This window comes from Pseudomonas sp. 01L34, assembly GCF_056400265.1.
This window is the reverse complement of sequence record NZ_JBFTSX010000002.1, coordinates 638,248-662,166: the sequence shown is the minus strand read 5'-3', so window position 1 is coordinate 662,166 and position 23,919 is coordinate 638,248. Positions and strand designations below refer to the sequence as shown.

Here is a 23,919-nt window from a genome sequence, read left to right as displayed (position 1 = left end):
GCGCGGGGCTGACATGGCGTCAAACGCATCTATCAAGTGCAAATGCTGCGCCTTCCGCCTTGTCACGCACGGGCATACGCTGCTGCTCTACCTTTCAGATGTGGCCAGACAATGAAATCCATCACTCAATCAGGTTCGGTGCGCTGGGCGCTTGCGAGTCTTTCGCTGTCGATGTTGATGCCTTCACTCGACACCAGCATCGCCAATGCGGGATTGCCGACGTTGGCCGAGGCGTTCGATGCTTCCTTCCAACACGTGCAGTGGATTGTTCTGGCGTATCTGCTGGCGATCACCACGCTGATCGTCAGCGTCGGACGGCTCGGCGACATGCTCGGCCGTCGGCGTTTGCTACTGGTGGGCATCGCCATTTTTACCCTGTCATCGCTGGCCTGCGGTGTCGCGCCGTCGCTTGGGTGGCTGGTCGGCGCCCGGGCGGTGCAGGGGCTTGGGGCGGCGATCATGCTGGCGCTGACCGTGGCGTTTGTCGGTGAGACGGTGCCGAAAGCGCAGACCGGCAGCGCCATGGGGTTGCTCGGAACGATGTCGGCGATCGGCACCACGCTGGGGCCGTCGCTCGGTGGGATGTTGATTGCCAGCGTTGGCTGGCAGGCGATTTTTCTGATCAACATACCGTTGGGTGTGCTGAACATCTGGCTCGCATATCGCTATTTACCGGCGGATGTTCGGCGAGTGAAAGCGGGGCGGGTGGGGTTCGACAAGGCCGGCACATTGCTGCTGGCGCTGACGCTCGCAGCGTACGCGCTGGCCATGACGCTCGGGCACGGTGAATTTGGACCGCTCAATGTCGCGCTGCTGCTGGCGGCTGTTTTCGGCGTTGGGCTTTTCATCTTCGTTGAGGCCACGGTCGCATCGCCATTGATCACATTAGCGCTGTTCCGCCAACAGGGATTGAGCGCCAGCCTGGCCATGAGCGCGCTCGTTTCGACGGTGATGATGGCGACGCTGGTGGTCGGGCCGTTTTATCTCTCGGGTGCGCTTGGCCTCGGCACGGCACTTGTCGGTTTCGCCTTGTCGGTCGGACCGTTGGTGGCTGCATTGACCGGCGTGCCGGCCGGTCGCCTGGTGGACCGTTTTGGCACTCGGCGCATGACCCGTCTCGGGCTCGCGGCAATGGCGCTCGGCGCGAGTGCTTTATCAATGATGCCAGCGGGGTTCGGCCTCCTCGGTTACCTCGCGCCCATCGCGGTGATCACGGCCGGCTACGCGTTGTTTCAGGCGGCCAACAACACCGCGATCATGACCGACATCCGCCCGGACCAGCGCGGCGTGATTTCCGGCATGCTCAGCCTGTCACGCAATCTCGGCCTGATCACTGGAGCTTCGGTGATGGGCGCGGTGTTTGCGCTTGCTTCGGCGACGACAGACATCACCAGCGCGTCTCCCGCAGCCGTCGCCAGCGGCATGCGGATAACGTTTGCCGTCGCCGTGGCACTGATTCTCCTGGCCCTTGCTGTGGCCCTGTTGCCGAGGGTTTCGGATTGCTGCGCTGTGTGCAGTAATGAACTGCAGTGAGCCTATATTGTTCATCTAAAATCGAATACCGATACTGCCTGAACATCGCGCAGTCGACGCTCATGGCGTTCAAGACATGGCTGGAGGCCAGATTTGCAGAGGGGCCGCCTTGGCTGCATGTGGACCGAAGCGAACTAAAACCTATGGGGCACGCCGATTAAATGTGGGAGCGGGCTTGCTCGCGAAGGCGGTGTGTCAGGCAACATCAGTGTTTACTGACACTCCCTCTTCGCGAGCAAGCCCGCTCCTACAGGTTCTGCACCTGACTGCGTTCCTTTTAGTGAGCGCCTCTGATGACAGCCGCTTGCGCCGTGCGCAACGCATGCCGATTGCCACGGAACAACACCAGTGTCGCGATCAACCCCAGCACCGCCGCGCCACTGAGCCAGATCCCCGGCGCTGCCTTGTTGTCCAGCACGTGGATCAGGTACGTACAGGCCGCCGGGGTGAAACCACCGAATGTTGCGGTCGCCAGGCTGTAGGCCAAGGAGAAACCGGTCGTACGCACTTCTACCGGCATGATCTCGGTCAGGGCCACCACCATGGCGCCGTTGTACGAGCCATACAGGAACGACAGCCACAGTTCGACAATCAGCAAGTGGCTGAAGCTGGGGTTCGCCACCAGCCACGACAGCGCCGGATAAGCCGTGAGGATCGCCAGAATCGTCGCGCCCAGCAGCAGAGGTTTGCGGCCGATCTTGTCGGAAAGCGCGCCCATCACCGGCAGCCAGAAGAAGTTCGACAGGCCGATGCACACCGTCACCAGCAACGCATCCAGATCCGACAGATGCAGCTCGGCTTTGCCGAAGGTCGGGGTGTAGGCGGTGATCAGGTAGAACGACACCGTGGTCATCACCACCAGCGCCATGCCGGCGAGGACGATGCCGAAGTTCTGACTGATCGAGCGGACGATGTCCCGCAGGGTAGGGCGGTGTTTGCGTGCCTGGAATTCCGGGGTTTCTTCCAGCGAACGGCGGATCACGAAGATCGCCGGCACGATCATGCAGCCGATCAGGAACGGCACGCGCCAGCCCCACTCACCCATTTGGTCGGGGCTCAGCCAGTGGTTCAAACCCACGCCGAGCAGGCCGGCGAATACCACCGCGGCTTGCTGGCTGGCGGACTGCCAACTGACGAAGAAGCCTTTGCGGCCCGGTGTGGAGATTTCGGCGAGGTACACCGACACACCGCCCAGTTCCACGCCTGCTGAAAAGCCCTGCAACAGACGACCGAACAATACGATCAGCGGCGCCGCGACGCCCAGCGTGGCATAACCCGGCACACCGGCAATCAGCACCGTGCCGGCGGCCATCAACGCCAGTGTGATGATCAGGCCTTTGCGGCGGCCGTGGCGGTCGATGTAGGCACCGAGGAAAATCGCCCCCAGCGGACGCATCAGGAAACCGGCCCCGAAAGTGGCCAGAGACAGCATCAGGGAAGCAAACGCGCTATCGGCGGGAAAGAAGGTTTTGGCAATGGCCGTGGCGTAAAAGCCGTAGACCATGAAGTCGAACATTTCGAGAAAGTTACCGCTGACAACGCGAAAAATCGCTTTGCCTTTGCTCGTATTGGAAGACATGTGTAGGTACTCACTCTGGTCGATCTTGTTTGAAAGCGCTGCACCTATGTGGCGAGGGAGCTTGCTCCCGTTCGATTGCGCAGCAATCGTAAAACCGGTCACCGCTATCGCGAGCAGGCTCGCTCCCATGCGCTCTGAAGCCCATAATGGCGGGCGCGGTTTTGAGGGGAGATGAAGATTTGTTAACTGGACGGTGGAGTGGACTTGTGGTTCTGGCCAGCATTTTGTCCGGTTGTGGCAACGGCGACAGCCTGGAACGCTTCGACGGCCCGACCATGGGCAGTCGCTATTCGATCCAATACGTGCGCCATGCCGGTCTTCCCGCACCGGCGGAAGTCCGCGTCCAGGTCGAAAAAATACTCTCTGATGTCGATCGGCAAATGTCGACCTATCGCAGTGACTCCGACATCGAACGCTTCAATAACCTGCCCGCCAACCACTGCCAGACAATGCCTGCGCCGATCCTCGAATTGGTCCGCGTCGGCGAGCGCTTGTCTTTGCAAAGTGACGGCTCCTACGACCTGACGGTGGAGCCGCTGCTCAACCTCTGGGGATTTGGCCCGCAGGCGCGTGAGGAAAAAGTCCCGAGCGCCGAAGCACTGGCCGAGGTGCAGCAGCGCGTCGGCCACCGTCACTTGCGCATTGACGGTGACCAGTTGTGCAAGGATGCCGCGGTCGAGGTCGACTTCAACAGCATCGCTGCCGGTTACGCGGTCGACACGATTGCCGCCGAACTCGAAGCGCTGGGCATCCACGACTACCTCGCTGAAGCCACCGGCGAACTCAAGGCCGTCGGTAAAAAACTCGACGGCTCACCGTGGCGCATCGCCCTGGAAGAACCCCGTGATGATCAGCAAGTGGCCGAGCGTGTCATCGCCGTCGACGGCTATGGCGTGTCCACCTCCGGTGACTACCGTAACTATTTCGAGCAGGGTGGCCGGCGCTATTCCCACACCTTCGATGCCCGCACCGGAACACCGGTCCTACACGCCCTGGCGTCAGTCACGGTGATTCATCCTTCAGCGTTGATGGCCGATGGCTTATCGACGCTGTTGCTGATTCTTGGCCCTGAACGGGGTTGGGAATATGCCCAAACGCATGACATTGCTGCATTCTTTGTGATTCGTGCCGATACAGGTTTTGTCACACGCACCAATCAGGCTTTTGAGCGCCTGGCCGGTGAGAAAACCGAGTGATTGCGGCTGCAAAAGCATTTTTCGATGGCTTTGTAGTGCAGGCAAAACTAGCCTACGACGCGACCAAGGGTTAATGTGCGCGGCGTTGACGCTTCTATAGACTGTGTCCGGGTTCTGCACTGGCCCCAAATTGTTCCTTCACGCCGCCGATCGGCGTGATTTAGCCGCAGGCGCCGAGGGTGCCGCGGCCTGTTCTGAGGAGTACGCATGGCTGTCTACAACTACGATGTGGTGGTGTTGGGTTCCGGCCCGGCGGGAGAAGGCGCGGCAATGAACGCTGCCAAGGCAGGGCGCAAGGTGGCGATGGTCGATAGCCGTCGCCAGGTCGGCGGCAACTGCACCCACCTGGGCACCATCCCGTCCAAGGCCTTGCGTCACTCGGTCCGGCAGATCATGCAGTTCAACACCAACCCGATGTTCCGGGCCATTGGTGAGCCGCGCTGGTTCTCGTTCCCGGACGTGTTGAAAAGCGCTGAAAAAGTCATCTCCAAACAAGTCGCCTCGCGCACCGGCTACTACGCCCGTAACCGCGTCGACGTGTTCTTCGGCACCGGCAGCTTCGCCGACGAGCAAACCATCGAAGTCGTCTGCGCCAACGGCGTGGTCGAAAAACTGGTGGCCAAGCACATCATCATCGCCACCGGTTCGCGTCCTTATCGCCCGGCGGACATCGATTTTCATCACCCGCGTATCTACGATAGCGACACCATCCTCAGCCTCGGCCACACCCCGCGTAAACTCATCGTTTACGGCGCCGGCGTGATCGGCTGCGAATACGCCTCGATCTTCAGTGGTCTGGGTGTATTGGTTGAACTGGTGGACAACCGTGGTCAGTTGCTGAGCTTCCTCGACTCGGAAATTTCCCAGGCCCTGAGCTATCACTTCAGCAACAACAACATCACGGTTCGCCACAACGAAGACTACGACCGCGTCGAAGGCGTGGACAACGGCGTGATCCTGCACCTCAAGTCCGGCAAGAAGATCAAGGCCGACGCCTTGCTCTGGTGCAACGGCCGTACCGGCAACACCGATCAGCTGGGTCTGGAAAACATCGGCGTGAAGGTCAACAGCCGTGGCCAGATCGAAGTCGACGAGAACTACCGCACCTGCGTGCCGAACATTTATGGCGCCGGTGATGTGATTGGCTGGCCAAGCCTGGCCAGTGCCGCCCACGACCAGGGCCGTTCGGCCGCTGGCAGCATCGTCGACAACGGCAGCTGGCGTTTCGTCAATGACGTGCCGACCGGCATCTACACCATTCCGGAGATCAGCTCGATCGGCAAGAACGAGCAGGAGCTGACTCAGGCCAAGGTGCCGTATGAAGTGGGCAAGGCGTTCTTCAAGGGCATGGCGCGTGCGCAGATCGCCGGCGAACCGCAAGGCATGCTGAAGATCCTGTTCCACCGCGATACGCTGGAAGTGCTGGGCGTTCACTGCTTCGGTTATCAGGCATCGGAGATCGTGCACATCGGTCAGGCGATCATGAACCAGCCGGGCGAGCAGAACACCCTGAAGTACTTCGTCAACACGACGTTCAACTACCCGACCATGGCCGAAGCCTATCGGGTAGCGGCGTACGATGGCCTCAACCGGCTTTTTTGAGCGGCTCCGGCCGGTGGCCTGAGCCGGCCGGGGAGACCGATTTCAGCAATTCTCGAGCGTGGCGCTGGCCAAACCGGGAAAGTCTGTAATCAGGCTGTCAACGCCGAAGTCGGCGAGCCTGCGCATCAGCGCGGGCTCGTTGACTGTCCACACTGACACATGCAGCCCCTGACGCTGCGCCTTCTGCAGGCGTTCCGGCGTACACAGGGTCCAGTTCAGCGCCAGCATCTCACAGCCATAGTTTTGCGCGACCTTCAGCGGGTCGAGCCAGGCGTACTCGGCCACCAGTCCGCGAGACACGTCCGGCACCAGGTCCAGCGCGGCTTTCAACACTTCGCGTGAACTCGAGGTAATCGTGACCTTGTCCCGTATGCCGAAACGCTGGGCCATTTCGCGAATCGCCAGCACGGTGGTTGCGGCACGGGTGCGTGATGCGCTTTTGACTTCCAGCTGCCAGTGCTCGAAATCGCATTTTTCGAACAACTCTTCCAGCGTCGGGATCGGGCAGGGTTTGATCCAGCCTGGGCCGCCCTTGCGCGCGTCGTAGGTCACCAGTTCCGCAGCCGTGTGTTCGGCCACTTTGCCGCGGCGGTCGGTGGTGCGTTTGAGGGTCGGGTCGTGGATCACCATCAACTCGCCGTCCTTGGACAGGTGCAGGTCCAGTTCGCAGCGGCGCACGCCGTGCTTGAGGCATTGCTGAAAGCTGGTCAGGGTGTTTTCCGGTGCTTCGCCTTTGGCGCCGCGATGGCCGTAGATGAGAGTCACGGTTCTTCCTTAATTAATGGCCGTTTTCGTTTTGTTCGCGCGCCAGGCGTCGTTCTTGTGCCTGTCGCTGCAAGATGTAGCGGGCCAGCAGTTGTCGCTGGGCATCGGACAGGTATTCGAATTCGGTGCCGACGTCGTAGCCGCCGCCCTTGCGGTCGCAATGGGTGACGCGGGCCCGCAGCAATAGGCCGAGGGCTTGTGGCATCAGCACCAGCTTGACCGACAGGTGCGCGCCGACGGCAATGGGCGTCGGATGCTGAAAGTCGATGCCGCCTTCGGAGATGATCACCGGCTGCGGTTCGCCGATCTGTCCGAGCACGGTCAGGGCGACCACCTGGCTCAGCAGATCGATGCGTTTGTTCTGTGATTTGAGGAACGCGGCGATGGCTCGGTCGCGTTCGTTGATCTGGCGCAACAGGTGTTGCGACTCGAATTCGCTCAGGTGCAGTTCGCTGAGCAGGTTGAATAGCGGGGAAGCATCCTGCAACACTTCCTGGCCTGCTGCTTCGGGAGCAGACAGGGGCCGAATTTCCAGTGCGATCGTGTCCTCGATACGGTAGTATTCGCGGCGATCTTCTTCATCTAATGTCGACATGGCGAACCCATGGTAGCGGCGGTGGTCTGAGTGTAAAGCTGGTTATCGACCCCCGCCACAAGGACGTTCCTTTTCCCTCCGAACAAGCCCCGACATGTTCAGACCTCTCTTCGTATTTATCGGCACGCGTTATACCCGTGCAAAACGTCGCAATCATTTTGTGTCATTCATTTCCCTGACCTCGATGATCGGACTCGCCCTCGGCGTGGTCGTGATGATCGTGGTGCTGTCGGTCATGAACGGCTTCGATCATGAGATGCGCACCCGTGTGCTGGGCATGGTGCCCCACGCAACCATCGAGTCCGGCGAGCCGATCAGCGACTGGCAAAGCCTGGCCGCCAAGGTCAAGCAGAACCCGCAGGTGGCGGCGGTTGCGCCCTTCGTCCAGATGCAGGGCCTGCTGACCAACAACGGCAAGGTTTCCAAAGTGCTGCTCAATGCCATCGACCCTGTGCAGGAACGGCAGGTGTCGATCATTGATAACTTCATGCAGCAGGGCAAACTCGACGACCTGGCGCCGGGCAGTTTCGGCATCGTCATCGGCGACAAGGCGGCAGCCAAGCTCGGCGCGGCGGTTGGCGACAAGCTGACGTTTGTCGCGCCGGAAGTCACCGTGACCCCGGCCGGGATGTTCCCGCGCATGAAACGCTTTACCGTGGTCGGCATCTTCCATGTCGGCGCCGGTGAGCTGGACGGCTATCTGGGCCTGACCAATCTGCAGGATCTGGCCAGGTTGCACCGCTGGCAACCGGATCAGGTCCAGGGCCTGCGACTGAAGTTCGACGACCTGTTCCAGGCACCGCGCACCGCGTGGACCATCGCCCAGCAGCTCGGCGAAGACCGTTACTACGCCCGCGACTGGACTCGTACCCACGGCAATCTGTATCAGGCGATCCGCATGGAAAAAGCCATGATCGGCCTGCTGTTGCTGCTGATCGTCGCCGTTGCTGCGTTCAACATCATTTCCACGCTGGTGATGGTGGTGAACGACAAGAAGGGCGACATCGCGATCCTGCGTACCCTGGGCGCCACACCGGGTTCGATCATGGCGACGTTCATGGTCCAGGGCACGGTCATTGGTGTGGTCGGTACACTGATCGGCGCCGTGGTCGGGATCTTCGCCGCGCTGAACGTCAGCGCCGCGATCGCGGCCCTGGAAGGGCTGATCGGCCACAAGTTCTTGAACGCCGACGTGTATTTCATCGATTACCTGCCGTCGCAAGTGCAGAGCCAGGACGTGTTGATGGTCTGCGCCGCCGCGTTGGTCCTGAGTTTCCTCGCCACCCTGTATCCAGCCTGGCGTGCCGCGCGCACCCAGCCTGCGGAGGCGCTACGTTATGAGTGAGTCGGGCATGAGTGATAAAGCAATCTTGAGCTGCCGCAACCTGGGCAAATCCTACGTGGAAGGCCCGGAATCGGTAGAGGTTCTGGCCGGTCTGCAACTGGAACTGCATCCGGGTGAGCGCGTGGCGATCGTCGGTACGTCGGGTTCGGGCAAAAGTACCTTGCTCAACCTGCTGGGCGGCCTCGATACGCCGACCAAGGGCAGCGTCTGGCTGGCCGGTGAAGAGCTCTCGGCCCTGAACGAAAAGGCCCGTGGCCTGTTGCGCAACCGGTCGCTGGGTTTCGTTTACCAGTTCCACCACTTGCTGCCTGAGTTCACCGCGCTGGAAAACGTCTGCATGCCGTTGCTAATCGGCAAGACCGCGATCCCGGAAGCGCGTCAGCGTGCGACGGCGTTGCTGGAGCGGGTAGGGCTGGGCCATCGCCTGGAGCACAAGCCGGCGGAATTGTCCGGTGGCGAACGCCAGCGTGTGGCCATTGCCCGCGCCCTGGTGAACAAGCCAGGCCTGGTGATGCTCGACGAGCCGACCGGCAATCTCGACTCCCACACCGCCCAGGGCATTCAGGATTTGATGCTGGAACTCAGCACCTCGATGCGCACGGCGTTCCTGGTGGTGACCCACGACATGAACCTGGCTCGCCAGATGGATCGCGTCCTGCATTTGCAGGAAGGTTGCCTGACCCCCATCTGATTGGCTGAAACCCGGCACACTGAACAGTGCGTCGGGTCTTTTATTTTTATACGGTGCCCCAGCGAATGTTCAGACCGTTATCGATCTTTATCGGCACGCGCTATACCCGCGCCAAGCGCCGCAATCGCTTTGTTTCCTTCATCTCGATGACCTCGATGATCGGCCTCGCCCTGGGCGTGCTGGCGATGATCGTGGTGCTGTCGGTGATGAACGGCTTCCAGCGCGAAATGAGTTCGCGCATCCTCGGCATGGTGCCCCACGCGACCATCGTCGGCGTGAACCCTATCGACGATTGGCAGCCGGTGGCCGCCGCGGCGATGAAGAATCCTGAAGTCACCGCCGCCGTGCCATTCACCGAGATGGAAGGCATGCTGTCCTACAAGGGCACCATGCAGCCGATCCAGGTCAGCGGGGTCGATCCGGCGCTGGAAAGCAAGGTCTCGATCGTTGCCAAGCACATTGTTCAGGGGCGTCTCGACGCCTTGAAGCCGGGCGAATTCGGCGTGGTGATCGGCGAGATCACCGCGCGGCGCTTTCGCTTGAACGTCGGCGACAAGATCACCCTGATCGTGCCGGAAGTCAGCAATGCACCGGGTGGCATCACCCCGCGCATGCAGCGGCTGAACGTGGTGGGCGTGTTCAAGGTCGGTGCCGAACTGGACGGTTCGATGGCGCTGATCCACATGGCCGATGCCGCGCAGATGCAGCACTGGCAACCGAATCAGGTACAGAGCGTGCGCCTGGCGGTGAAGGATCTGTACGCCGCGCCGCAAGTATCGAGCGACATCGCGACCGGCCTGGGCGCCGCCTACAAGGCTGACGACTGGACTCACACCCAGGGCAGTCTGTTCAGCGCGATGAAGATGGAAAAAACCATGATCGGCCTGTTGTTGCTGATGATCGTCGCCGTGGCGGCGTTCAACATCATCGCCACGCTGATCATGGTGGTCAACGACAAGGGCGCGGACATCGCCATCCTGCGAACCATCGGCGCCACTCCTCGGCAGATCATGGCGATCTTCATGGTACAGGGCACGGTGATCGGGATTGTCGGCACCTTGATCGGTGGCGTGCTGGGCGTGATCGCGGCGTTGAACGTCAGTGAACTGGTGGGCTGGATGGAGCGGGTCAGCGGGCAGCACATCTTCAGTTCCGATGTGTACTTCGTCAGCAACTTGCCGTCCGAATTGCAGGGCGCGGATGTGCTGTTGATCTGCTCCGCCGGTTTCATCATGAGCTTTCTGGCGACGGTTTATCCGGCGTGGCGGGCGGCGAAAGTCGAGCCGGCTACCGCGTTGCGGTATTCGTGAGTCCCCAATGATCGTTCCCACGCTCCGCGTGGGAATGCCTCAACGGACGCTCTGCGTTCGGCTCCTGATGTGACGCAGAGCGTCACTGGCTGCATTCCCACGCAGAGCGTGGGAATGATCAGGTTTGCGGTAACTCAATCACAAACCGCGTCCACCCCTGGGCCGATTCGCAACGAATCTGCCCGCCATGGGCGCGGATGATCGACTGGGTGATCGCCAATCCCAATCCCGCATGCTCACTGCTGCCTTCACGGCGCGCGGGGTCTGCCCGGTAGAAGCGGTCAAACAAACGCGGCACCAGGTCCTCGGAAATCCCTTCACCACTGTTTTCAACGGTCAGGCTCAAGCCTGCCGGTTGCTCGACGATCTTTACCCGCACCTCACCACCAGCCGGGGTAAACCGCAACGCATTGTCCAGCAAATTGGACAGTGCCCGGCGCAACATGCTGCGATCGCCCTGCATGCTCGCGTGGCCGTCACGACTCAACTTCACCCGGGCGTCCTCGGCCAGCGGCGCAAAAAACTCCAGCAGCACATCCGCTTCTTCCGCCAGGTCCAGCGGTTCACGCTTGGGCATCAGCAAACCGTGGTCAGCCTTGGCCAGGTACAACATGTCGTTGACCAGTTGCGCCATCCATTGCAGTTCTTCGAGGTTGCTGTGCAGCGCCTCGCGGTAATCCTCAAGGGGGCGAGGGCGGGTGAGGGTGACTTGGGTGTGGGTCAGCAGGTTCGACAGCGGTGTGCGCAGTTCATGGGCGATGTCGGCGGAGAAGGCCGAGAGCCGCTGAAAAGAGTCATCGAGACGTCCGAGCATGGCGTTGAAGCTGCGGGCCATTTCCGCAAGCTCCGGTGGCATGTCTGCTTCCGGCAGACGGGCGTTGAGTGATTGCGCCGACACGCCGCTGGCGACCGCACTCATGCGCAGCAACGGACGCAAACCACTGCGCGCCGCCCAGGCACCGAGCAGGGCGGTGGCCAGGGCCGAGAGGCCGACCGTCAGCCAGATCAGGTGCTGCATGCGCTGCAGAAAGTGCTGGTGATGGGTGATGTCCAGCAACAAGGTCAGTTGCGGTGAGTCGGGTTTGTCGAGGAACAGCGGTGCATTCAGGACGCGGTAATCGGTGCCATCGTCGCTCACCGTCGACAGGCCAGGTTTGCGCGGTAAATCTTTGGGCACGCTGGGCGAGCTGTCGTACATGCGTTGGCCGTCACTGCTAATGATGCGCAGCGAAAGATCGGCCTGTCGGCTCAATTCATCGGCCAACCTGGCTTCGGCGTCGCCGGCCTGAATGTCATCCAGCGCCCGGCGTAAACCAATCAATTTGTCATCCAGCAACTGCTGGTCCAACTCGACAAAGTGCGCCTCGCTGGCGCGGCTGAACAACACCCCGGCGAACAACGACACCACCGCAGTGCAGGCGGCAAACAGCAGTGCCAGGCGGTTGCTTAATGAAAGCCGGCGCATCAGGCGGGGCGCTCTTCAAGGACGTAACCCATGCCGCGCACGGTGTGAATCAACTTGTTCGGGAAATCGTCGTCGATCTTCAGGCGCAACCGGCGGATCGCCACTTCGATGACGTTGGTGTCGCTGTCGAAATTCATGTCCCACACCTGGGACGCGATCAGCGACTTGGGCAGAACTTCGCCCTGGCGCCGCAGGAGCATTTCCAGCAGGGCGAATTCCTTGGCGGTCAGGTCGATGCGCTGACCGTTACGCTCGACCCGGCGACGGATCAGGTCCAGGCGCAAATCGGCCAGTTGCAAGCTGGTTTCCTGGGGCGTGGCGCTGCCGCGACGCAGCAGGCTGCGAACCCGGGCCAGCAGTTCGGAGAAGGCGAAAGGTTTGACCAGGTAATCGTCGGCGCCCAGTTCCAGGCCATGGACTCGGTCCTCCACCGCGTCTCGTGCGGTCAGAAACAGTACCGGCGTGTCCAGGCCTGCACTGCGCACCGCTTGCAGAATCTGCCAGCCATCGCGTCCAGGCAGCATCACATCGAGAATCAACAAGGCGTAATCGCCGCTCAAGGCCAGTTGCTGGCCGGTGGTGCCATCGGCCACCAGTTCGGTGTTGAAGCCAGCCTCGGTCAGGCCCTGGCGTAAGTAATGGCCGGTTTTCGGTTGGTCTTCGACGATCAGCAGTTTCATGGGCGACTCGGGCAGTTTGAACAGGTGCGTTATACCGTGGGCGGCGAGGAAGCAGGCCAACCTGACAAAGTTGTAATCTGCCTGTCAGGTAGCTGGCAGAGCCGACGGGGTAGAGTTTCCCACAAGCTGAACCTCATCTTGTTGGAGTGCGACTATGTTTTTGCAAAAGCGTCTGGCACTGGCCGCTTGTTTGCTGACTCTGAGTTTAGGGCTGGAAGCCTCACCGGCGCAGACCTACGATTTCGGTCAACCGGCCTCGGCCGCCCAGGCCACCCGCAGCGTCGAAGTGGTAATGGGCGATATGACCTTCAGCCCCAAGACCCTCGATATCAAGGCCGGGGAAACCGTGCGTCTCGTACTGGTGAATAAAGGCCAGTTGCTGCATGAATTCAACCTCGGCGATGCACAGATGCATGCCAGGCATCAGCAGGAAATGCTCCAGATGCAGCAAAGCGGCATGCTGATGCCTACAGGCATGAAGGCCATGGACCACGGTTCCATGGCCGGAATGGATCATGGCGCCATGGATCACGGCATGAAGCATGACGACCCCAACAGTGTGTTGGTGGAGCCGGGTAAAACCGCCGAGCTGACCTGGACCTTCACCAAGGCCACTAACCTGGAATTTGCCTGCAACATCCCCGGCCATTACCAGGCCGGTATGGTCGGCAAACTGACAGTCAGTCAGTAAGCACTCAAAGGCGGGAGCAAAGGCTGGTAGAATCCGCTGATTCTTCAGTCAGGTTTCCGCCATGCATCCCGCAGCCGAACATTCGCCGCTGGGCAAATCCAGCGAATACATCGCCACCTACACGCCGTCCTTGCTGTTCCCGATCCCGCGCGCCGCGAAATGGGCCGAGTTGGGCCTGACCGCGCAAACCCTGCCGTACAAGGGCGTGGACTTCTGGAACTGCTTCGAGCTGTCGTGGCTGTTGCCGTCCGGCAAGCCTGTGGTGGCGATCGGCGAATTCAGCATCCCGGCGGATTCGCCGAACATCATCGAGTCGAAGTCGTTCAAGCTGTACCTCAACTCGCTGAACCAGACGCCATTTGCCGACACCGCGAGCCTTGAAGCGACGCTGGTGAAAGATCTCTCGGCCGCTGCCGGCAAACCGGTGGGCGTGCGGGTTCGCAGCCTGAAAGAGGTAGAGGCGGAAGGCGTCGTGGCGTTGCCGGGCGTGTGCATCGATGACCTGGACATCAGTGTCAGCAACTATGAGCATCCGCGTCCGGAACTGCTGCGTTGCGATGAGTTGCGCATCGTTGAAGAGTGCGTGCACAGCCACTTGCTCAAATCCAACTGCCCGGTCACCAGTCAGCCGGACTGGGGCAGCGTGGTGGTGGAGTATCGTGGCGCGGCGCTGGATCACGCGAGTTTGCTGGAATACATCGTGAGCTTCCGCCAGCACTCGGACTTCCATGAACAGTGCGTAGAGCGGATTTTCCTCGACCTGCAGCGGTTGCTGAAGCCGGAGAAATTGACGGTGTACGCGCGGTATGTGCGTCGTGGTGGATTGGACATCAACCCGTATCGCAGCACCGAAGAGGTGCAACTGCCGAACCATCGCTTGGTCCGACAATAAAGAGCCAGTGTGGGATTGCATTTGCACATCCCGGATATGAAAAAGCCCCGCTATCGATAGCGGGGCTTTTTTGCATCTGGCAGGTTCAGATCCCCATATTGCCCAAGGCTTGCACAATGTTGCGCAAGGTGCCGGCCAATGTGGGATGTTCGAGTTCGAAGCGCTCGACGGCCAGATTCACATTGTCGGCGAGGTTGGTGTCCTGGGTTTTGGTTTCCAGCTCAAGCTCCAGTTGGATCTGTTGCATCAGCGCGTGCAGGTCTTCGCGCTCGGCTTCGGTCAGTGGCGGATTCTGTTCCAATTGCTCGCGCAGTTTATTGAGCTGATCTTGCAGTTCGCGGGCGGGCATGGCGTTCTTCCTTTTATCAATAGGCACTGGCATAGACCGCAGCGGCGCGCCAAAAGGTCTATGGCTGACCTTTAGATTAATCCACTCGCGCGCAACCTGCATGATCTCAGTCAGGGCTTTTCGCCTTTGAGCCGACGCAGGCTGATATCGGCCAGGCAGGTGTCGAGCTCGCCCAGATGATCGATTACCGAATGCACGCCCAGGCCGAACAACTGCACCGTCGCCTTGCCGCGCAAGTGTTCCCGTTCCTTCTGGCTCAAGGCTTGCCATTCGTTCGGCGCGAGCCCGCATAGCGAGCCGCACGACGCCAGGCCGATGGTCCACAGCCCGGCGTTCAGGCCCGATTGCAGCAGTCGCGGCTCGCCGCTGACCAGCACGCAACCGTCCAGGCGCTCGACATTCAGCGCCATCAAGGCTTGCCAGCAGACATTCGGGGCCGGCCATGGATTGATTGTTTCCGAGTGTTGCAAAGATTTGATCCAGGCCGGAAGTGCGACGGCCAGAGAATGGCTGAGGGCAGGGGGTAGTTCATCAAGCCAGGCGCAGGGAATCCGTTGTCGCTGCAAGCTGGACAGGCTCTCCAGGGCGCCGGGCGTGACCTCGGCGTGCTCGGCAGAAACGGTGCCGTGCAGACGCGTGCGCGCGCCGAAATCCACCAGGCAACCACTGAGACCGAACAGCACGGCGGTCAGATTCGGTGCGGCAAGGGGCAAGACTTCGGCGTGCGGCATGGAAACGTCCCTGAAATAGCGACAAGGCTATTCGTGGACGATGACAATCGAGTGACACGGATGTGAATCGCTCGCCGTCAGGAGGCGTCGTTCGTAGACCATCGTGCACGATGCTGCCTAAACCGGGTTTTCCGTCATATACTAGCGGTCTTTGCGCCTGGGCCAAGCGCCCGCGTCAGTACAATCCAAGGAGTTTTTCTATGCGCTGGAGCAATCGACTCGCTCAGCTTTGTATGTGTGCCAGTGTATTGCTGGTTCCGTTTGCGACTCAGGCCGCCACGGAAGAAGACCCTTGGGAAAGCATCAACCGCCCGATCTACAAATTCAACGACTTTGTCGACACCTACGCACTGAAGCCGTTGGCTCAGGGCTACCAGTTCGTCACACCGCAGTTCCTGGAAGACGGCATCCACAACATGTTCCGCAACGTCGGCGATGTGACCAACCTCGCCAACGACGTGTTGCAGGCCAAGCCCGCTGCGGCTGGCGTCGACACCGCGCGTTTGATCTTCAACACCACCTTCGGCCTGCTGGGCTTCTTCGACGTGGGCACCAAGATGGGCCTGCACCGCAACGACGAAGACTTCGGCCAGACCCTCGGTTACTGGGGCGTGGGCAGCGGCCCGTACGTGATGCTGCCGCTGCTGGGTCCAAGCACCTTGCGTGATACGCCTTCCAAGTATGTCGATGGCTATACCGGTCCGTACCCTTACATCAACGATATACCGGTACGTAACTCGATTTACGGCCTGAACATCGTCGACACTCGCGCCAGCCTGTTGTCGGCCGAGAAACTGGTCACTGGCGACAAATACACCTTTATTCGCAATGCATACCTGCAAAACCGCGAATTCAAGGTCAAGGACGGTAAGGTCGAAGACGATTTTTAATCTCGACCGGTAAAACGAAGAGGGCGGCCAATTGGCCGCCTTCTTTCGTTTGGCTTGCGGGTGAAGTCAGGGCTATTTCATCTTCAGGATTGTAAGCCCGAGTTTCTGGCCGCCACCGTCCTGTGCTTTCACCCACACCACCTCGGTGTCGGCTTCAAGGCCTTTGAGCGCTGCGTGATCGGAATCGATCCGCACGCTGAGCCGGTCACCGACCTTGAATGAGCGGGGCGCCTCCAGCTGCATGCCACTGCTGGAAAGGTCGATGCAGACGGCTTGCACCTCATCGCCTTCATGAATCAGCGACACATCGGCATCAACCCGCATGCGGATGAAATCGCGCTTTTCGCTGTAGTCCCGATCGGTTTGGCTCATGGGCTCGATCCTTCCTTTGGGTTACGGTTTTGCCTGTTCTTATAACTCTCGGTGATTTGACAAGTAAAGACGTCAAGCGACCATCGGCGTGAGCTTGAAACGCCTCGCGGATGGGAGTACCGTCTGCGCCTTAGAAGGGCACCTCTGGTGGAACAGTGAGTAGGGCAAACGCTCGAAAACGGTGCAGCAGAGAGGCTAGAAAGCGAATCCAGTAGTGTGTGCAGGGCCAAATGCCCAGCCTGCTACGCCAACCTAATTCTGGCGCCGTTTGCCCACATGCCAAAAACCAGTGCCACGCTGCTGATAATCGATGATGACGAAGTAGTGCGTGCGAGCCTCGCGGCCTACTTGGAAGACAGTGGTTTCAGTGTCCTGCAGGCCAGCAATGGCCAGCAGGGTCTTCAGGTATTCGAGCAAGACAAGCCCGACTTGGTCATCTGCGATCTGCGCATGCCGCAGATGGGCGGACTCGAACTCATTCGCCAGGTCACCGAACTGTCGCCGCAAACCCCGGTAATCGTGGTTTCGGGCGCCGGTGTGATGAACGACGCCGTCGAGGCCCTGCGCCTGGGCGCAGCGGACTACCTGATCAAGCCTCTCGAAGATCTCGCCGTACTCGAGCACTCCGTGCGCCGTGCCCTGGATCGTGCGCGTCTGCTGCTGGAAAACCAGCGCTACCGCGAGAAGCTGGAAAAGGCCAACCGCGAGCTCGAAGCCAGCCTGAACCTGCTCCAGGAAGACCAGAACGCCGGTCGCCAGGTGCAGATGAACATGCTGCCGGTGAGCCCCTGGACCATCAACGAGTTCCAGTTTGCGCACCAGATCATCCCGTCGCTGTACCTGTCGGGCGATTTCGTCGACTACTTTCGGGTCGACGAGCGTCGGGTAGCGTTCTACCTGGCGGACGTTTCCGGTCATGGCGCCTCTTCAGCCTTCGTTACCGTGCTGCTGAAGTTCATGACCACGCGCTTGCTGTTCGAATCCAAGCGCAACGGCACATTGCCGGAATTCAAGCCTTCAGAAGTCCTTGGTCATATCAACCGGGGCCTGATCAGTTGTAAGCTGGGTAAACACGTCACAATGGTCGGTGGGGTCATCGACGAGGAGACAGGTTTGTTGACCTATAGCATCGGCGGTCATTTGCCGTTGCCTGTGTTGTACACGCCAGACAGTGTTCGTTACCTGGAAGGGCGTGGTCTGCCGGTGGGCCTCTTCAATGAAGCCTCCTACGAAGATCACGTACTGGAGCTGCCACCGGTATTCAGCTTGACGCTGATGTCTGATGGCATTCTGGACCTTTTGCCAGAACCCACACTCAAAGATAAAGAAGCTGCTTTGCCTCAACGGGTGAAAGCGGCGGGCGGCAGCCTGGATGGTCTGCGCCAGGTTTTTGGATTGGCCACGCTAGGGGAGATGCCGGATGATATCGCCCTGTTGGTGTTGAGCAGGAATCTTTAATGAGTACCGGTAGAATCCAGTTCGCCGAGCAGGACGGCACCTTCGTCCTGAAGTTCGTCGGTGAAGTTCGCCTGACCCTGTGTTCGGCGTTGGATGCGACTATTGAGCGGATCTTCACTGCGTTGAACTTCAACGCCATCGTGATCGACCTGACCGAAACCCGTAGCATCGACAGCACCACCCTGGGCCTGCTGGCCAAGCTGTCGATCCTGTCGCGGCAAAAAGTCGGCCTGTTGCCGACTGTCGTCACCACCCACGAAGACATCACCCGTCTGCTGCAGTCCATGGGTTTCGAGCAAGTGTTCAACATCGTTGACCGCCCGATCCCATGCCCTGAATGCCTGACCGACCTGCCAGACCAGGACCAGTCCGAAGAAGTGGTGCGAATCAAAGTCCTCGAAGCACACAAAATCCTCATGGGCCTGAACGACTCCAACCGTGAGGCGTTTCATGACCTGGTGAACGCGCTGGAGCGTCACTGATTAATTCCCTGTGGGAGCGGGCTTGCCCGCGAAGGCGCCCTAACAATCACCACATCTTCCAGTGCTAAGCCCATTACCCGAATTCAACGCAAAAAAAGGGCGAACCCATGGTTCGCCCTTTTTGCATCCAGCTAACTCAAATCACAGCTTGGCCTGCAACAACGCCTCAAGCTTCTCCTGGTCCCGAGCAAACTGACGAATGCCCTCAGCCAGTTTTTCGGTCGCCATCGCATCCTCGTTGGACAACCAACGGAACTGCGCTTCATTCAAGCTCAGACGCGCTTCACCCGTATGCCCCGGCACCAATTTGCGCTCCAGCTTGCCGGTATCCGCCGCCAGTTTCTCCAGCAGATCAGGGCTGATGGTCAACCGATCACAACCGGCCAACTGTTCGATCTGATTCAGATTACGGAAGCTGGCACCCATCACTACGGTTTTGTAGTCATTGGCCTTGTAGTAGTTGTAGATGCGCGTCACCGACTGCACGCCCGGATCATCCGCGCCGGTGTAGTCGTTGCCGGTGGCCTTCTTGTACCAGTCGTAGATACGGCCCACGAACGGCGAAATCAGGAAAACTCCAGCGTCAGCACATGCCGCCGCCTGAGCGAAAGAGAACAGCAAGGTCAGGTTGGTTTGAATGCCTTCCTTTTCCAGCTTCTCGGCAGCGCGGATGCCTTCCCAGGTCGAAGCGATCTTGATCAGCACACGGTCACGGCCAACGCCGGCCTTTTCGTACAAGTCGATCAGACGGTGCGCACGCTTCAATACGGCGTCAGTGTCGAACGACAGGCGCGCATCCACTTCAGTGGAAATACGGCCAGGAATTACCTTCAGAATCTCTTGTCCTACCGCCACACCAAAACGGTCACTGGCCAGGCCCACATCGCCCTTGCAGTCGCTGACGCAAGCGTTCAGCAACTCGGCATAACCGGGAATGGCCGCTGCTTTGAGCAGCAGGGAAGGGTTGGTGGTGGCGTCCACGGGTTTAACGCGAGCGATTGCTTCGAAGTCGCCAGTGTCGGCAACCACGGTGGTCATTTGTTTGAGTTGTTCCAGCTTGGAAGTCATGGGCGTGCTCTGTCCTATGGGTCTAATGACATTACCCGAGCGCTGACAGCCACTCAAGGGTGCATGTGCGTATCGAAGGCCCCAGTGGCAACATCCTGGAAACGGATGTTTGAAAGGCGGGGCGTGGTCTCGGTAAATACGATGCTGAAATGGAGGGCAGGTTCAATGGAGGTGACGGTTAGCGTGCTGAGCAGGCCTGGGTCATGTCCTCAATGCTTACCGATTTGACCAGCTTGCGAATTAGACCTCGGGCCGAACAAGTGAGGGCCGCCATTTCAAAGCGGCCATTTTCTAACGAGACAGAGCGCGGACACCGGCGCGCGAAACCTACAAGCGAGTGACGAGGGATTAACGTCCCTCCAACAACTCTGCCGCCTGATCCAGCAACGCCAACGGCTCTTTAGCCTTGTGAATATCCACCGACAACAACTGCCGAAACTTGCGCGCCCCCGGAAACCCGGTACCCAGCCCCAGTACATGCCGAGTGATGTGATGCATCGCGCCACCCGCCAGCAGATGCTCGGCAATATAAGGCCGCAACTGCGCCAGCGCCTCGGCCCGAGTGATCACCGGCGCCGTGCTGCCAAACAGCTGCTGATCCACCTCAGCCATCACATAAGGATTGTGATACGCCTCACGGCCCAGCATCACACCGTCGAACGTCTGCAAATGCTCGTGACAGGCCTCGAGCGTCTTGATCCCGCCGTTGAGAATAATCTCCAGCTCCGGAAAATCCGCCTTCAACCGCGCCGCCACGTCATAACGCAGAGGCGGAATGTCGCGGTTCTCCTTCGGCGACAACCCCTCCAGAATCGCAATCCGCGCATGCACGGTAAAACTCGTGCACCCGGCATCCCGAACCGTGCCGACGAAATCACACAACTCCTCGTAACTGTCCCGCCCATTAATCCCGATCCGATGCTTCACCGTCACCGGAATCGACACCGCATCACGCATCGCCTTCACACAATCGGCCACCAACTGCGGATGCCCCATCAGGCACGCGCCGATCATATTGTTCTGCACCCGATCACTCGGGCAGCCGACATTCAGGTTTACCTCGTCGTAACCGTGCTCCTGGGCCATGCGGGCGCAGGCGGCCAGGTCCAGCGGAACACTGCCACCGAGTTGCAGGGCGAGCGGGTGCTCGGCTTCGTTGTGACGCAGGAAGCGCTCGTGATCGCCGTTGAGGAGCGCGCCGGTGGTGACCATTTCGGTGTAGAGGAGGGCGTGCTTGGAGAGCAGGCGCAGGAAGAAACGGCAGTGACGGTCGGTCCAGTCCATCATCGGCGCAACGCTAAAGCGTCTAGACACCGTAGAGCTTGAATTTACTGAGTATGTAGCTGATTTCTGTACCATTTCGCTCTACGTGTTCAAAGCCGGTTTTAGGGGGTAAATGGGCGTTTTGAGGGGCGTTGATACAATGTACCAACCCCTTTAACAATTGTACCAGTTGACTATGGCCACGATCAGAGCACGCAAGCGCACCGACGGCGGCACCAGTTACACGGCACAGATACGCCTGTTCCGATATTGTCAGGCAAGATTAAGCTCAGGCCCGACATCTAATAACGTGACTCAACCGAACGTGCCTCAGTCGGCTTCGTCTCTATTTGCGCGCCATGCCAGCGCCAGTGATGAACGTGACTAGCGCCAATGGCGTAAAGCCGATGTATCCAATGCTTGCCACGCTTCGGAGTGACACAGTTGATCCTTCGTCAGCCAGAGTCCTGCGTGCGGGCACAGGGACTCGGCGGGGAGTGCCAGCAGGTCGCTCAACTTCATTGCGCTGATTGAGCCTCGGTCTCTTTCATCCTCGGCTTCCCAGTCGCGCAGAAATAGACGCACCTTCAAGACATTGGCATTAAAACCTTCAAACTGTGGTCGATTGTGGAGCCACTGAGGTGAATGCCTCAAGGTTCGCTCCTGGACATCCAGCAGCAAGATCTGCCATGCCAAGCGACCTCCGTGGTCATCGTCGACGTTGGTATGGAGTCGAGTCAGCGCGAGATAACGTGCATCCTCGGACCAGATCATCGAGGGCGCGAGATGGCTGATGGCGCAACCGGACGCCGTCAGCAAATGCCCGCCCAGGCGTGGGCTTTGGACGCGTAGCCAACTGTCGGCGTATTCGGTTTCACAACCGAACAGCCACGCCGCATCTTTATCCATCGGTGCTGGCTGGACAAAGTTTCCATCGGCGATTGCAGACTGTGGCTGTTGAACCAGGCGCCAATCGGGGAGGGCGCTCAGGCCTTGTTGGCTGACATTGAGCTCACACCACTCGTAGTAAAGCCGGGAGTCCTGTCGATACTGGCAAAATGCAGCGGCATCGTCCGCCTCGGGTGGCGATTGATCAAAGCGCTGCAATGGACTGCTTTGCCGATCCTGATCCAGGCGACCTCGAATCACTGCCAGGCTCAGTCTCGGCCCACGAAAGTCCAACAATCGTGCGACCAACAGAGGAGGGCTGTTCATCAATTGTCGTTCCTGTGCGTCGACCACCACCACGTGACCTGCTGTGGCGGGCGGCAGGGCGAACGGTATTAATGCGATGTAACGTCCAGTGTCTGAAACTCGATGATCGAGCAGCCAAACGCCCGGTAACTCCCAGCCCCCAATCCTGCAGGTGTAACCCCCGAGCCCCAGGCTGTTGTCTTGCCGCCAGCTAAATTGAGCCCGCGTATCATCAGTCAATGGTGCCGACTCGACCATCGTCGCGCCTCGCTGTCCATCACCCACCAGAGGCACGGCCAACCGCACGCGAGTCAGGTGCCGCTGCGCAACCTGCACCCGGCCGTTCGGATCATGGCCCACCTGAGACTCACAGTCGCTGTGTATGCTGTACAAGCCATAACCATAGCGACCGCGATCAGGCTGCGGGTAGTCGAAGTAGGACGATAGCCGCAGGTAGTGGTCATCCAGCTCCAGGGGGTCGCTCCAACCCACGGAAGGTTCGCTGTCGGCGGATAGCCACGGACAAGGCAATGCTTGCCAGCCGCGGTCTACGTGCCAGAGCCAGTATTCGAGGGCTTGCGGTTGCTCATCATCCATCCGTGCATGGCAAGCGAACGAGCGACTATCGTGATTCCAGATGATTGAGGTATCGGCTCTGATCAGCAACGAAGTGGGCTCACCGTTTATGCTCACGCGGTATTCCGGGCTCATCAGCGGGGCGCAAGGCAGTGGCAATTCACGCAGGCTGGCCGGCAGCGCCAGACAGGCGTCCAAACTTTGCTGACCATCGGGAGACGTATGCCGGAACGCGTCGAGCGCAAGGTTTTTTTGCCAGTCACCAGGCTCAACCCAAAGGTCAATAACGGGCACCAGGCTGACCTTTTCAGCCGTCGTCAGCAGTTGCTCCAGGCTGATCTCCCGTGCGCCGTTGTCGACCAGAGGACTGTAACGCCCACTCAGGATGCCGTCGTTAAAGGCATCCAGTTCCCAAAATTCATCACACGAACACTGGTAAAGCTGACGCAACTGTCGATCCAGAATCACCAACCCCCAGGCTTGGCGCGAGGGTAAAGGCGCGGCGAAATAACGTCCGTCATTCGAGAAGCGAGCCGACGACCCAAGGCCCTGGAGCAGCACCCCATCGGGAAACAGGTAATCGCACAGCACGGGCCCGCCCATGGCGATTTCGCTGTAGTTGAACACCCTGATGGGCTCGCCCTCGGGAGTTTGCTGCGGTTCGTCCCCACCCCAGGCACTGGCGCCACCTGAAGACTGACCAGGCGATAGCGGTGACGACTTGGCCTGTGTTTTATCGACCAGGCCAAAACGTCTTTCCAAGTGACTGACGCAAGCCAGCCCGAAGAACATCACAGCCGCTGCCCCCGCAATATCCCAGTACGCCGGCAAAGCCCTGCCCAGATTAAAACCCAGGCCTAGTGCGGCAGAGGTCATCAGCCGTGCAGCCCCTCGGCCGGTTCGTTGCCAACCGGCCCGCGCGGTCAGCCACATTAAGGCAGTACAACCCAGTACCACACCGAGTGCCCATAACAGCGGTAGTACCGCCACGAGGAAAATCGGGATCAACAGTACGGCGATTTGCCAAAGTAGATCGAGCAATAATCGAGGCAGGCTTTTTTCGTCAGTACGTTGATCCGAAGAGTGACTCACCATTACCTCGAGAATAAATGGGCGATTTCAAATAAGCGTGTTTGCGTAAAAGAGAGATGCTGAGTTACCAACGACCAGCCTGACCGAGGCTGGGAGGTGG

Annotated in this window: 22 protein-coding genes; 11 read left to right on the top strand and 11 right to left on the bottom strand. The window is 59.7% G+C overall.

All coding sequences use genetic code 11. From position 1 onward, the window contains the following. Positions 1-111 precede the first annotated feature (111 nt). Complete coding sequence (locus AC1DQM_RS07585; RefSeq protein WP_477745946.1) at positions 112-1,533, top strand: MFS transporter; 1,422 nt, start codon at positions 112-114, stop codon at positions 1,531-1,533. A gap of 277 nt (positions 1,534-1,810) precedes the next feature. Here AC1DQM_RS07585 and tcuC read toward each other — a convergent pair whose 3' ends face one another. After that, positions 1,811-3,112 (bottom strand): MFS transporter, encoded by a 1,302-nt coding sequence (gene tcuC / locus AC1DQM_RS07580; protein ID WP_064616948.1) that lies wholly within the window; start codon positions 3,110-3,112, stop codon positions 1,811-1,813. Positions 3,113-3,258: 146 nt separating this feature from the next. Between tcuC and AC1DQM_RS07575 the strand changes: the two genes are divergently transcribed. Together AC1DQM_RS07575 and sthA are read left to right on the top strand one after the other, a co-directional pair. Continuing rightward, the gene (locus AC1DQM_RS07575) at positions 3,259-4,308 is read left to right on the top strand and encodes an FAD:protein FMN transferase (RefSeq protein ID WP_477745945.1); all 1,050 of its coding nucleotides are present in this window, start codon (positions 3,259-3,261) and stop codon (positions 4,306-4,308) included. A 207-nt stretch (positions 4,309-4,515) separates the two neighbouring features. Further along, the gene (gene sthA / locus AC1DQM_RS07570) at positions 4,516-5,910 is read left to right on the top strand and encodes a Si-specific NAD(P)(+) transhydrogenase (RefSeq protein ID WP_477745944.1); all 1,395 of its coding nucleotides are present in this window, start codon (positions 4,516-4,518) and stop codon (positions 5,908-5,910) included. 42 nt (positions 5,911-5,952) lie between these two features. Here sthA and AC1DQM_RS07565 read toward each other — a convergent pair whose 3' ends face one another. Both AC1DQM_RS07565 and AC1DQM_RS07560 read right to left on the bottom strand, forming a co-directional pair. Further along, positions 5,953-6,675 (bottom strand): glycerophosphodiester phosphodiesterase, encoded by a 723-nt coding sequence (locus tag AC1DQM_RS07565; protein WP_018928152.1) that lies wholly within the window; start codon positions 6,673-6,675, stop codon positions 5,953-5,955. Positions 6,676-6,688: 13 nt separating this feature from the next. Further along, on the bottom strand, positions 6,689-7,270 hold the full coding sequence (locus tag AC1DQM_RS07560; RefSeq protein WP_028939700.1) for a PilZ domain-containing protein: 582 nt from the start codon (positions 7,268-7,270) through the stop codon (positions 6,689-6,691). A gap of 94 nt (positions 7,271-7,364) precedes the next feature. On the opposite strand from AC1DQM_RS07560, the gene AC1DQM_RS07555 reads away from it, so the two are divergent. The 3 genes from AC1DQM_RS07555 to AC1DQM_RS07545 all read left to right on the top strand — a co-directional run bounded on the left by AC1DQM_RS07555 (position 7,365) and on the right by AC1DQM_RS07545 (position 10,616). Further along, entirely contained in the window at positions 7,365-8,615 is a 1,251-nt protein-coding gene (locus AC1DQM_RS07555) for a lipoprotein-releasing ABC transporter permease subunit (protein WP_018928150.1), read from the top strand. 7 nt (positions 8,616-8,622) lie between these two features. Continuing rightward, positions 8,623-9,306 carry a lipoprotein-releasing ABC transporter ATP-binding protein LolD gene (lolD, locus tag AC1DQM_RS07550; protein ID WP_018928149.1) on the top strand — a complete coding sequence of 228 codons (684 nt, stop codon included), beginning with the start codon at positions 8,623-8,625 and terminating at the stop codon, positions 9,304-9,306. A 65-nt stretch (positions 9,307-9,371) separates the two neighbouring features. After that, a complete protein-coding gene (locus AC1DQM_RS07545) occupies positions 9,372-10,616 on the top strand; it encodes a lipoprotein-releasing ABC transporter permease subunit (protein WP_018928148.1) in 1,245 nt (414 codons plus the stop codon). 118 nt (positions 10,617-10,734) lie between these two features. On the opposite strand, the gene AC1DQM_RS07540 is transcribed toward AC1DQM_RS07545, so the two are convergent. Further along, positions 10,735-12,081: a heavy metal sensor histidine kinase gene (locus AC1DQM_RS07540; protein WP_477745943.1), complete on the bottom strand. Its 1,347-nt coding sequence runs from the start codon at positions 12,079-12,081 to the stop codon at positions 10,735-10,737. Further along, a complete protein-coding gene (locus AC1DQM_RS07535; RefSeq protein WP_064616953.1) occupies positions 12,081-12,761 on the bottom strand; it encodes a heavy metal response regulator transcription factor in 681 nt (226 codons plus the stop codon). The genes AC1DQM_RS07540 and AC1DQM_RS07535 overlap by 1 nt, the downstream gene beginning before the upstream one ends. 154 nt (positions 12,762-12,915) lie before the next feature. Here AC1DQM_RS07535 and copI point away from each other — a divergent pair, with 154 nt between their 5' ends. Together copI and queF are read left to right on the top strand one after the other, a co-directional pair. Then, positions 12,916-13,452 (top strand): copper-resistant cuproprotein CopI, encoded by a 537-nt coding sequence (copI, locus tag AC1DQM_RS07530; RefSeq protein ID WP_477745942.1) that lies wholly within the window; start codon positions 12,916-12,918, stop codon positions 13,450-13,452. 61 nt (positions 13,453-13,513) lie between these two features. Continuing rightward, positions 13,514-14,344: an NADPH-dependent 7-cyano-7-deazaguanine reductase QueF gene (gene queF / locus AC1DQM_RS07525; protein WP_477745941.1), complete on the top strand. Its 831-nt coding sequence runs from the start codon at positions 13,514-13,516 to the stop codon at positions 14,342-14,344. Positions 14,345-14,429: 85 nt separating this feature from the next. Here the strand turns inward: queF and AC1DQM_RS07520 are convergent, their stop codons facing one another. Next, positions 14,430-14,693 carry a DUF4404 family protein gene (locus AC1DQM_RS07520; protein WP_018928143.1) on the bottom strand — a complete coding sequence of 88 codons (264 nt, stop codon included), beginning with the start codon at positions 14,691-14,693 and terminating at the stop codon, positions 14,430-14,432. Between the two features lie 110 nt (positions 14,694-14,803). Beyond that, positions 14,804-15,424 (bottom strand): HAD family phosphatase, encoded by a 621-nt coding sequence (locus tag AC1DQM_RS07515; protein WP_477745940.1) that lies wholly within the window; start codon positions 15,422-15,424, stop codon positions 14,804-14,806. 200 nt (positions 15,425-15,624) lie between these two features. Between AC1DQM_RS07515 and AC1DQM_RS07510 the strand changes: the two genes are divergently transcribed. Continuing rightward, complete coding sequence (locus AC1DQM_RS07510; protein WP_138867187.1) at positions 15,625-16,314, top strand: MlaA family lipoprotein; 690 nt, start codon at positions 15,625-15,627, stop codon at positions 16,312-16,314. Positions 16,315-16,386: 72 nt separating this feature from the next. Here the strand turns inward: AC1DQM_RS07510 and AC1DQM_RS07505 are convergent, their stop codons facing one another. Further along, on the bottom strand, positions 16,387-16,686 hold the full coding sequence (locus AC1DQM_RS07505; RefSeq protein ID WP_007935265.1) for a PilZ domain-containing protein: 300 nt from the start codon (positions 16,684-16,686) through the stop codon (positions 16,387-16,389). 276 nt (positions 16,687-16,962) lie between these two features. On the opposite strand from AC1DQM_RS07505, the gene rssB reads away from it, so the two are divergent. Both rssB and rssC read left to right on the top strand, forming a co-directional pair. Continuing rightward, positions 16,963-18,144 (top strand): two-component system response regulator RssB, encoded by a 1,182-nt coding sequence (rssB, locus tag AC1DQM_RS07500; RefSeq protein ID WP_477745939.1) that lies wholly within the window; start codon positions 16,963-16,965, stop codon positions 18,142-18,144. Next, positions 18,144-18,626, top strand: a complete 483-nt coding sequence (gene rssC / locus AC1DQM_RS07495; RefSeq protein ID WP_007935262.1) for an anti-sigma factor antagonist RssC — start codon at positions 18,144-18,146, stop codon at positions 18,624-18,626. Before rssB ends, rssC begins: the two co-directional genes overlap by 1 nt. 141 nt (positions 18,627-18,767) lie before the next feature. Here the strand turns inward: rssC and tal are convergent, their stop codons facing one another. The 3 genes from tal to AC1DQM_RS07480 all read right to left on the bottom strand — a co-directional run bounded on the left by tal (position 18,768) and on the right by AC1DQM_RS07480 (position 23,822). After that, a complete protein-coding gene (gene tal, locus AC1DQM_RS07490; protein WP_018928139.1) occupies positions 18,768-19,694 on the bottom strand; it encodes a transaldolase in 927 nt (308 codons plus the stop codon). Between the two features lie 348 nt (positions 19,695-20,042). Next, a complete protein-coding gene (dusA, locus tag AC1DQM_RS07485; RefSeq protein ID WP_477744419.1) occupies positions 20,043-21,053 on the bottom strand; it encodes a tRNA dihydrouridine(20/20a) synthase DusA in 1,011 nt (336 codons plus the stop codon). Positions 21,054-21,341: 288 nt separating this feature from the next. Continuing rightward, a complete protein-coding gene (locus AC1DQM_RS07480) occupies positions 21,342-23,822 on the bottom strand; it encodes a hypothetical protein (RefSeq protein WP_477745938.1) in 2,481 nt (826 codons plus the stop codon). Between the last annotated feature and the right edge of the window lie 97 nt (positions 23,823-23,919).

What these genes read in the sequence shown, in the direction of transcription:
- AC1DQM_RS07555 (WP_018928150.1), top strand. Translation starts at nt 7,365, where the DNA reads ATGTTCAGACCTCTCTTCGTATTTATCGGCACGCGTTATACCCGTGCA.
- tcuC (WP_064616948.1), bottom strand. Translation starts at nt 3,112, where the DNA reads ATGTCTTCCAATACGAGCAAAGGCAAAGCGATTTTTCGCGTTGTCAGC.
- AC1DQM_RS07515 (WP_477745940.1), bottom strand. Translation starts at nt 15,424, where the DNA reads ATGCCGCACGCCGAAGTCTTGCCCCTTGCCGCACCGAATCTGACCGCC.
- AC1DQM_RS07560 (WP_028939700.1), bottom strand. Translation starts at nt 7,270, where the DNA reads ATGTCGACATTAGATGAAGAAGATCGCCGCGAATACTACCGTATCGAG.
- AC1DQM_RS07585 (WP_477745946.1), top strand. Translation starts at nt 112, where the DNA reads ATGAAATCCATCACTCAATCAGGTTCGGTGCGCTGGGCGCTTGCGAGT.
- queF (WP_477745941.1), top strand. Translation starts at nt 13,514, where the DNA reads ATGCATCCCGCAGCCGAACATTCGCCGCTGGGCAAATCCAGCGAATAC.
- AC1DQM_RS07480 (WP_477745938.1), bottom strand. Translation starts at nt 23,822, where the DNA reads ATGGTGAGTCACTCTTCGGATCAACGTACTGACGAAAAAAGCCTGCCT.
- AC1DQM_RS07510 (WP_138867187.1), top strand. Translation starts at nt 15,625, where the DNA reads ATGCGCTGGAGCAATCGACTCGCTCAGCTTTGTATGTGTGCCAGTGTA.
- AC1DQM_RS07535 (WP_064616953.1), bottom strand. Translation starts at nt 12,761, where the DNA reads ATGAAACTGCTGATCGTCGAAGACCAACCGAAAACCGGCCATTACTTA.
- AC1DQM_RS07545 (WP_018928148.1), top strand. Translation starts at nt 9,372, where the DNA reads ATGTTCAGACCGTTATCGATCTTTATCGGCACGCGCTATACCCGCGCC.
- AC1DQM_RS07575 (WP_477745945.1), top strand. Translation starts at nt 3,259, where the DNA reads ATGGCGGGCGCGGTTTTGAGGGGAGATGAAGATTTGTTAACTGGACGG.
- AC1DQM_RS07505 (WP_007935265.1), bottom strand. Translation starts at nt 16,686, where the DNA reads ATGAGCCAAACCGATCGGGACTACAGCGAAAAGCGCGATTTCATCCGC.
- copI (WP_477745942.1), top strand. Translation starts at nt 12,916, where the DNA reads ATGTTTTTGCAAAAGCGTCTGGCACTGGCCGCTTGTTTGCTGACTCTG.
- rssC (WP_007935262.1), top strand. Translation starts at nt 18,144, where the DNA reads ATGAGTACCGGTAGAATCCAGTTCGCCGAGCAGGACGGCACCTTCGTC.
- rssB (WP_477745939.1), top strand. Translation starts at nt 16,963, where the DNA reads ATGCCAAAAACCAGTGCCACGCTGCTGATAATCGATGATGACGAAGTA.
- tal (WP_018928139.1), bottom strand. Translation starts at nt 19,694, where the DNA reads ATGACTTCCAAGCTGGAACAACTCAAACAAATGACCACCGTGGTTGCC.
- lolD (WP_018928149.1), top strand. Translation starts at nt 8,623, where the DNA reads ATGAGTGATAAAGCAATCTTGAGCTGCCGCAACCTGGGCAAATCCTAC.
- sthA (WP_477745944.1), top strand. Translation starts at nt 4,516, where the DNA reads ATGGCTGTCTACAACTACGATGTGGTGGTGTTGGGTTCCGGCCCGGCG.
- dusA (WP_477744419.1), bottom strand. Translation starts at nt 21,053, where the DNA reads ATGGTACAGAAATCAGCTACATACTCAGTAAATTCAAGCTCTACGGTG.
- AC1DQM_RS07540 (WP_477745943.1), bottom strand. Translation starts at nt 12,081, where the DNA reads ATGCGCCGGCTTTCATTAAGCAACCGCCTGGCACTGCTGTTTGCCGCC.
- AC1DQM_RS07520 (WP_018928143.1), bottom strand. Translation starts at nt 14,693, where the DNA reads ATGCCCGCCCGCGAACTGCAAGATCAGCTCAATAAACTGCGCGAGCAA.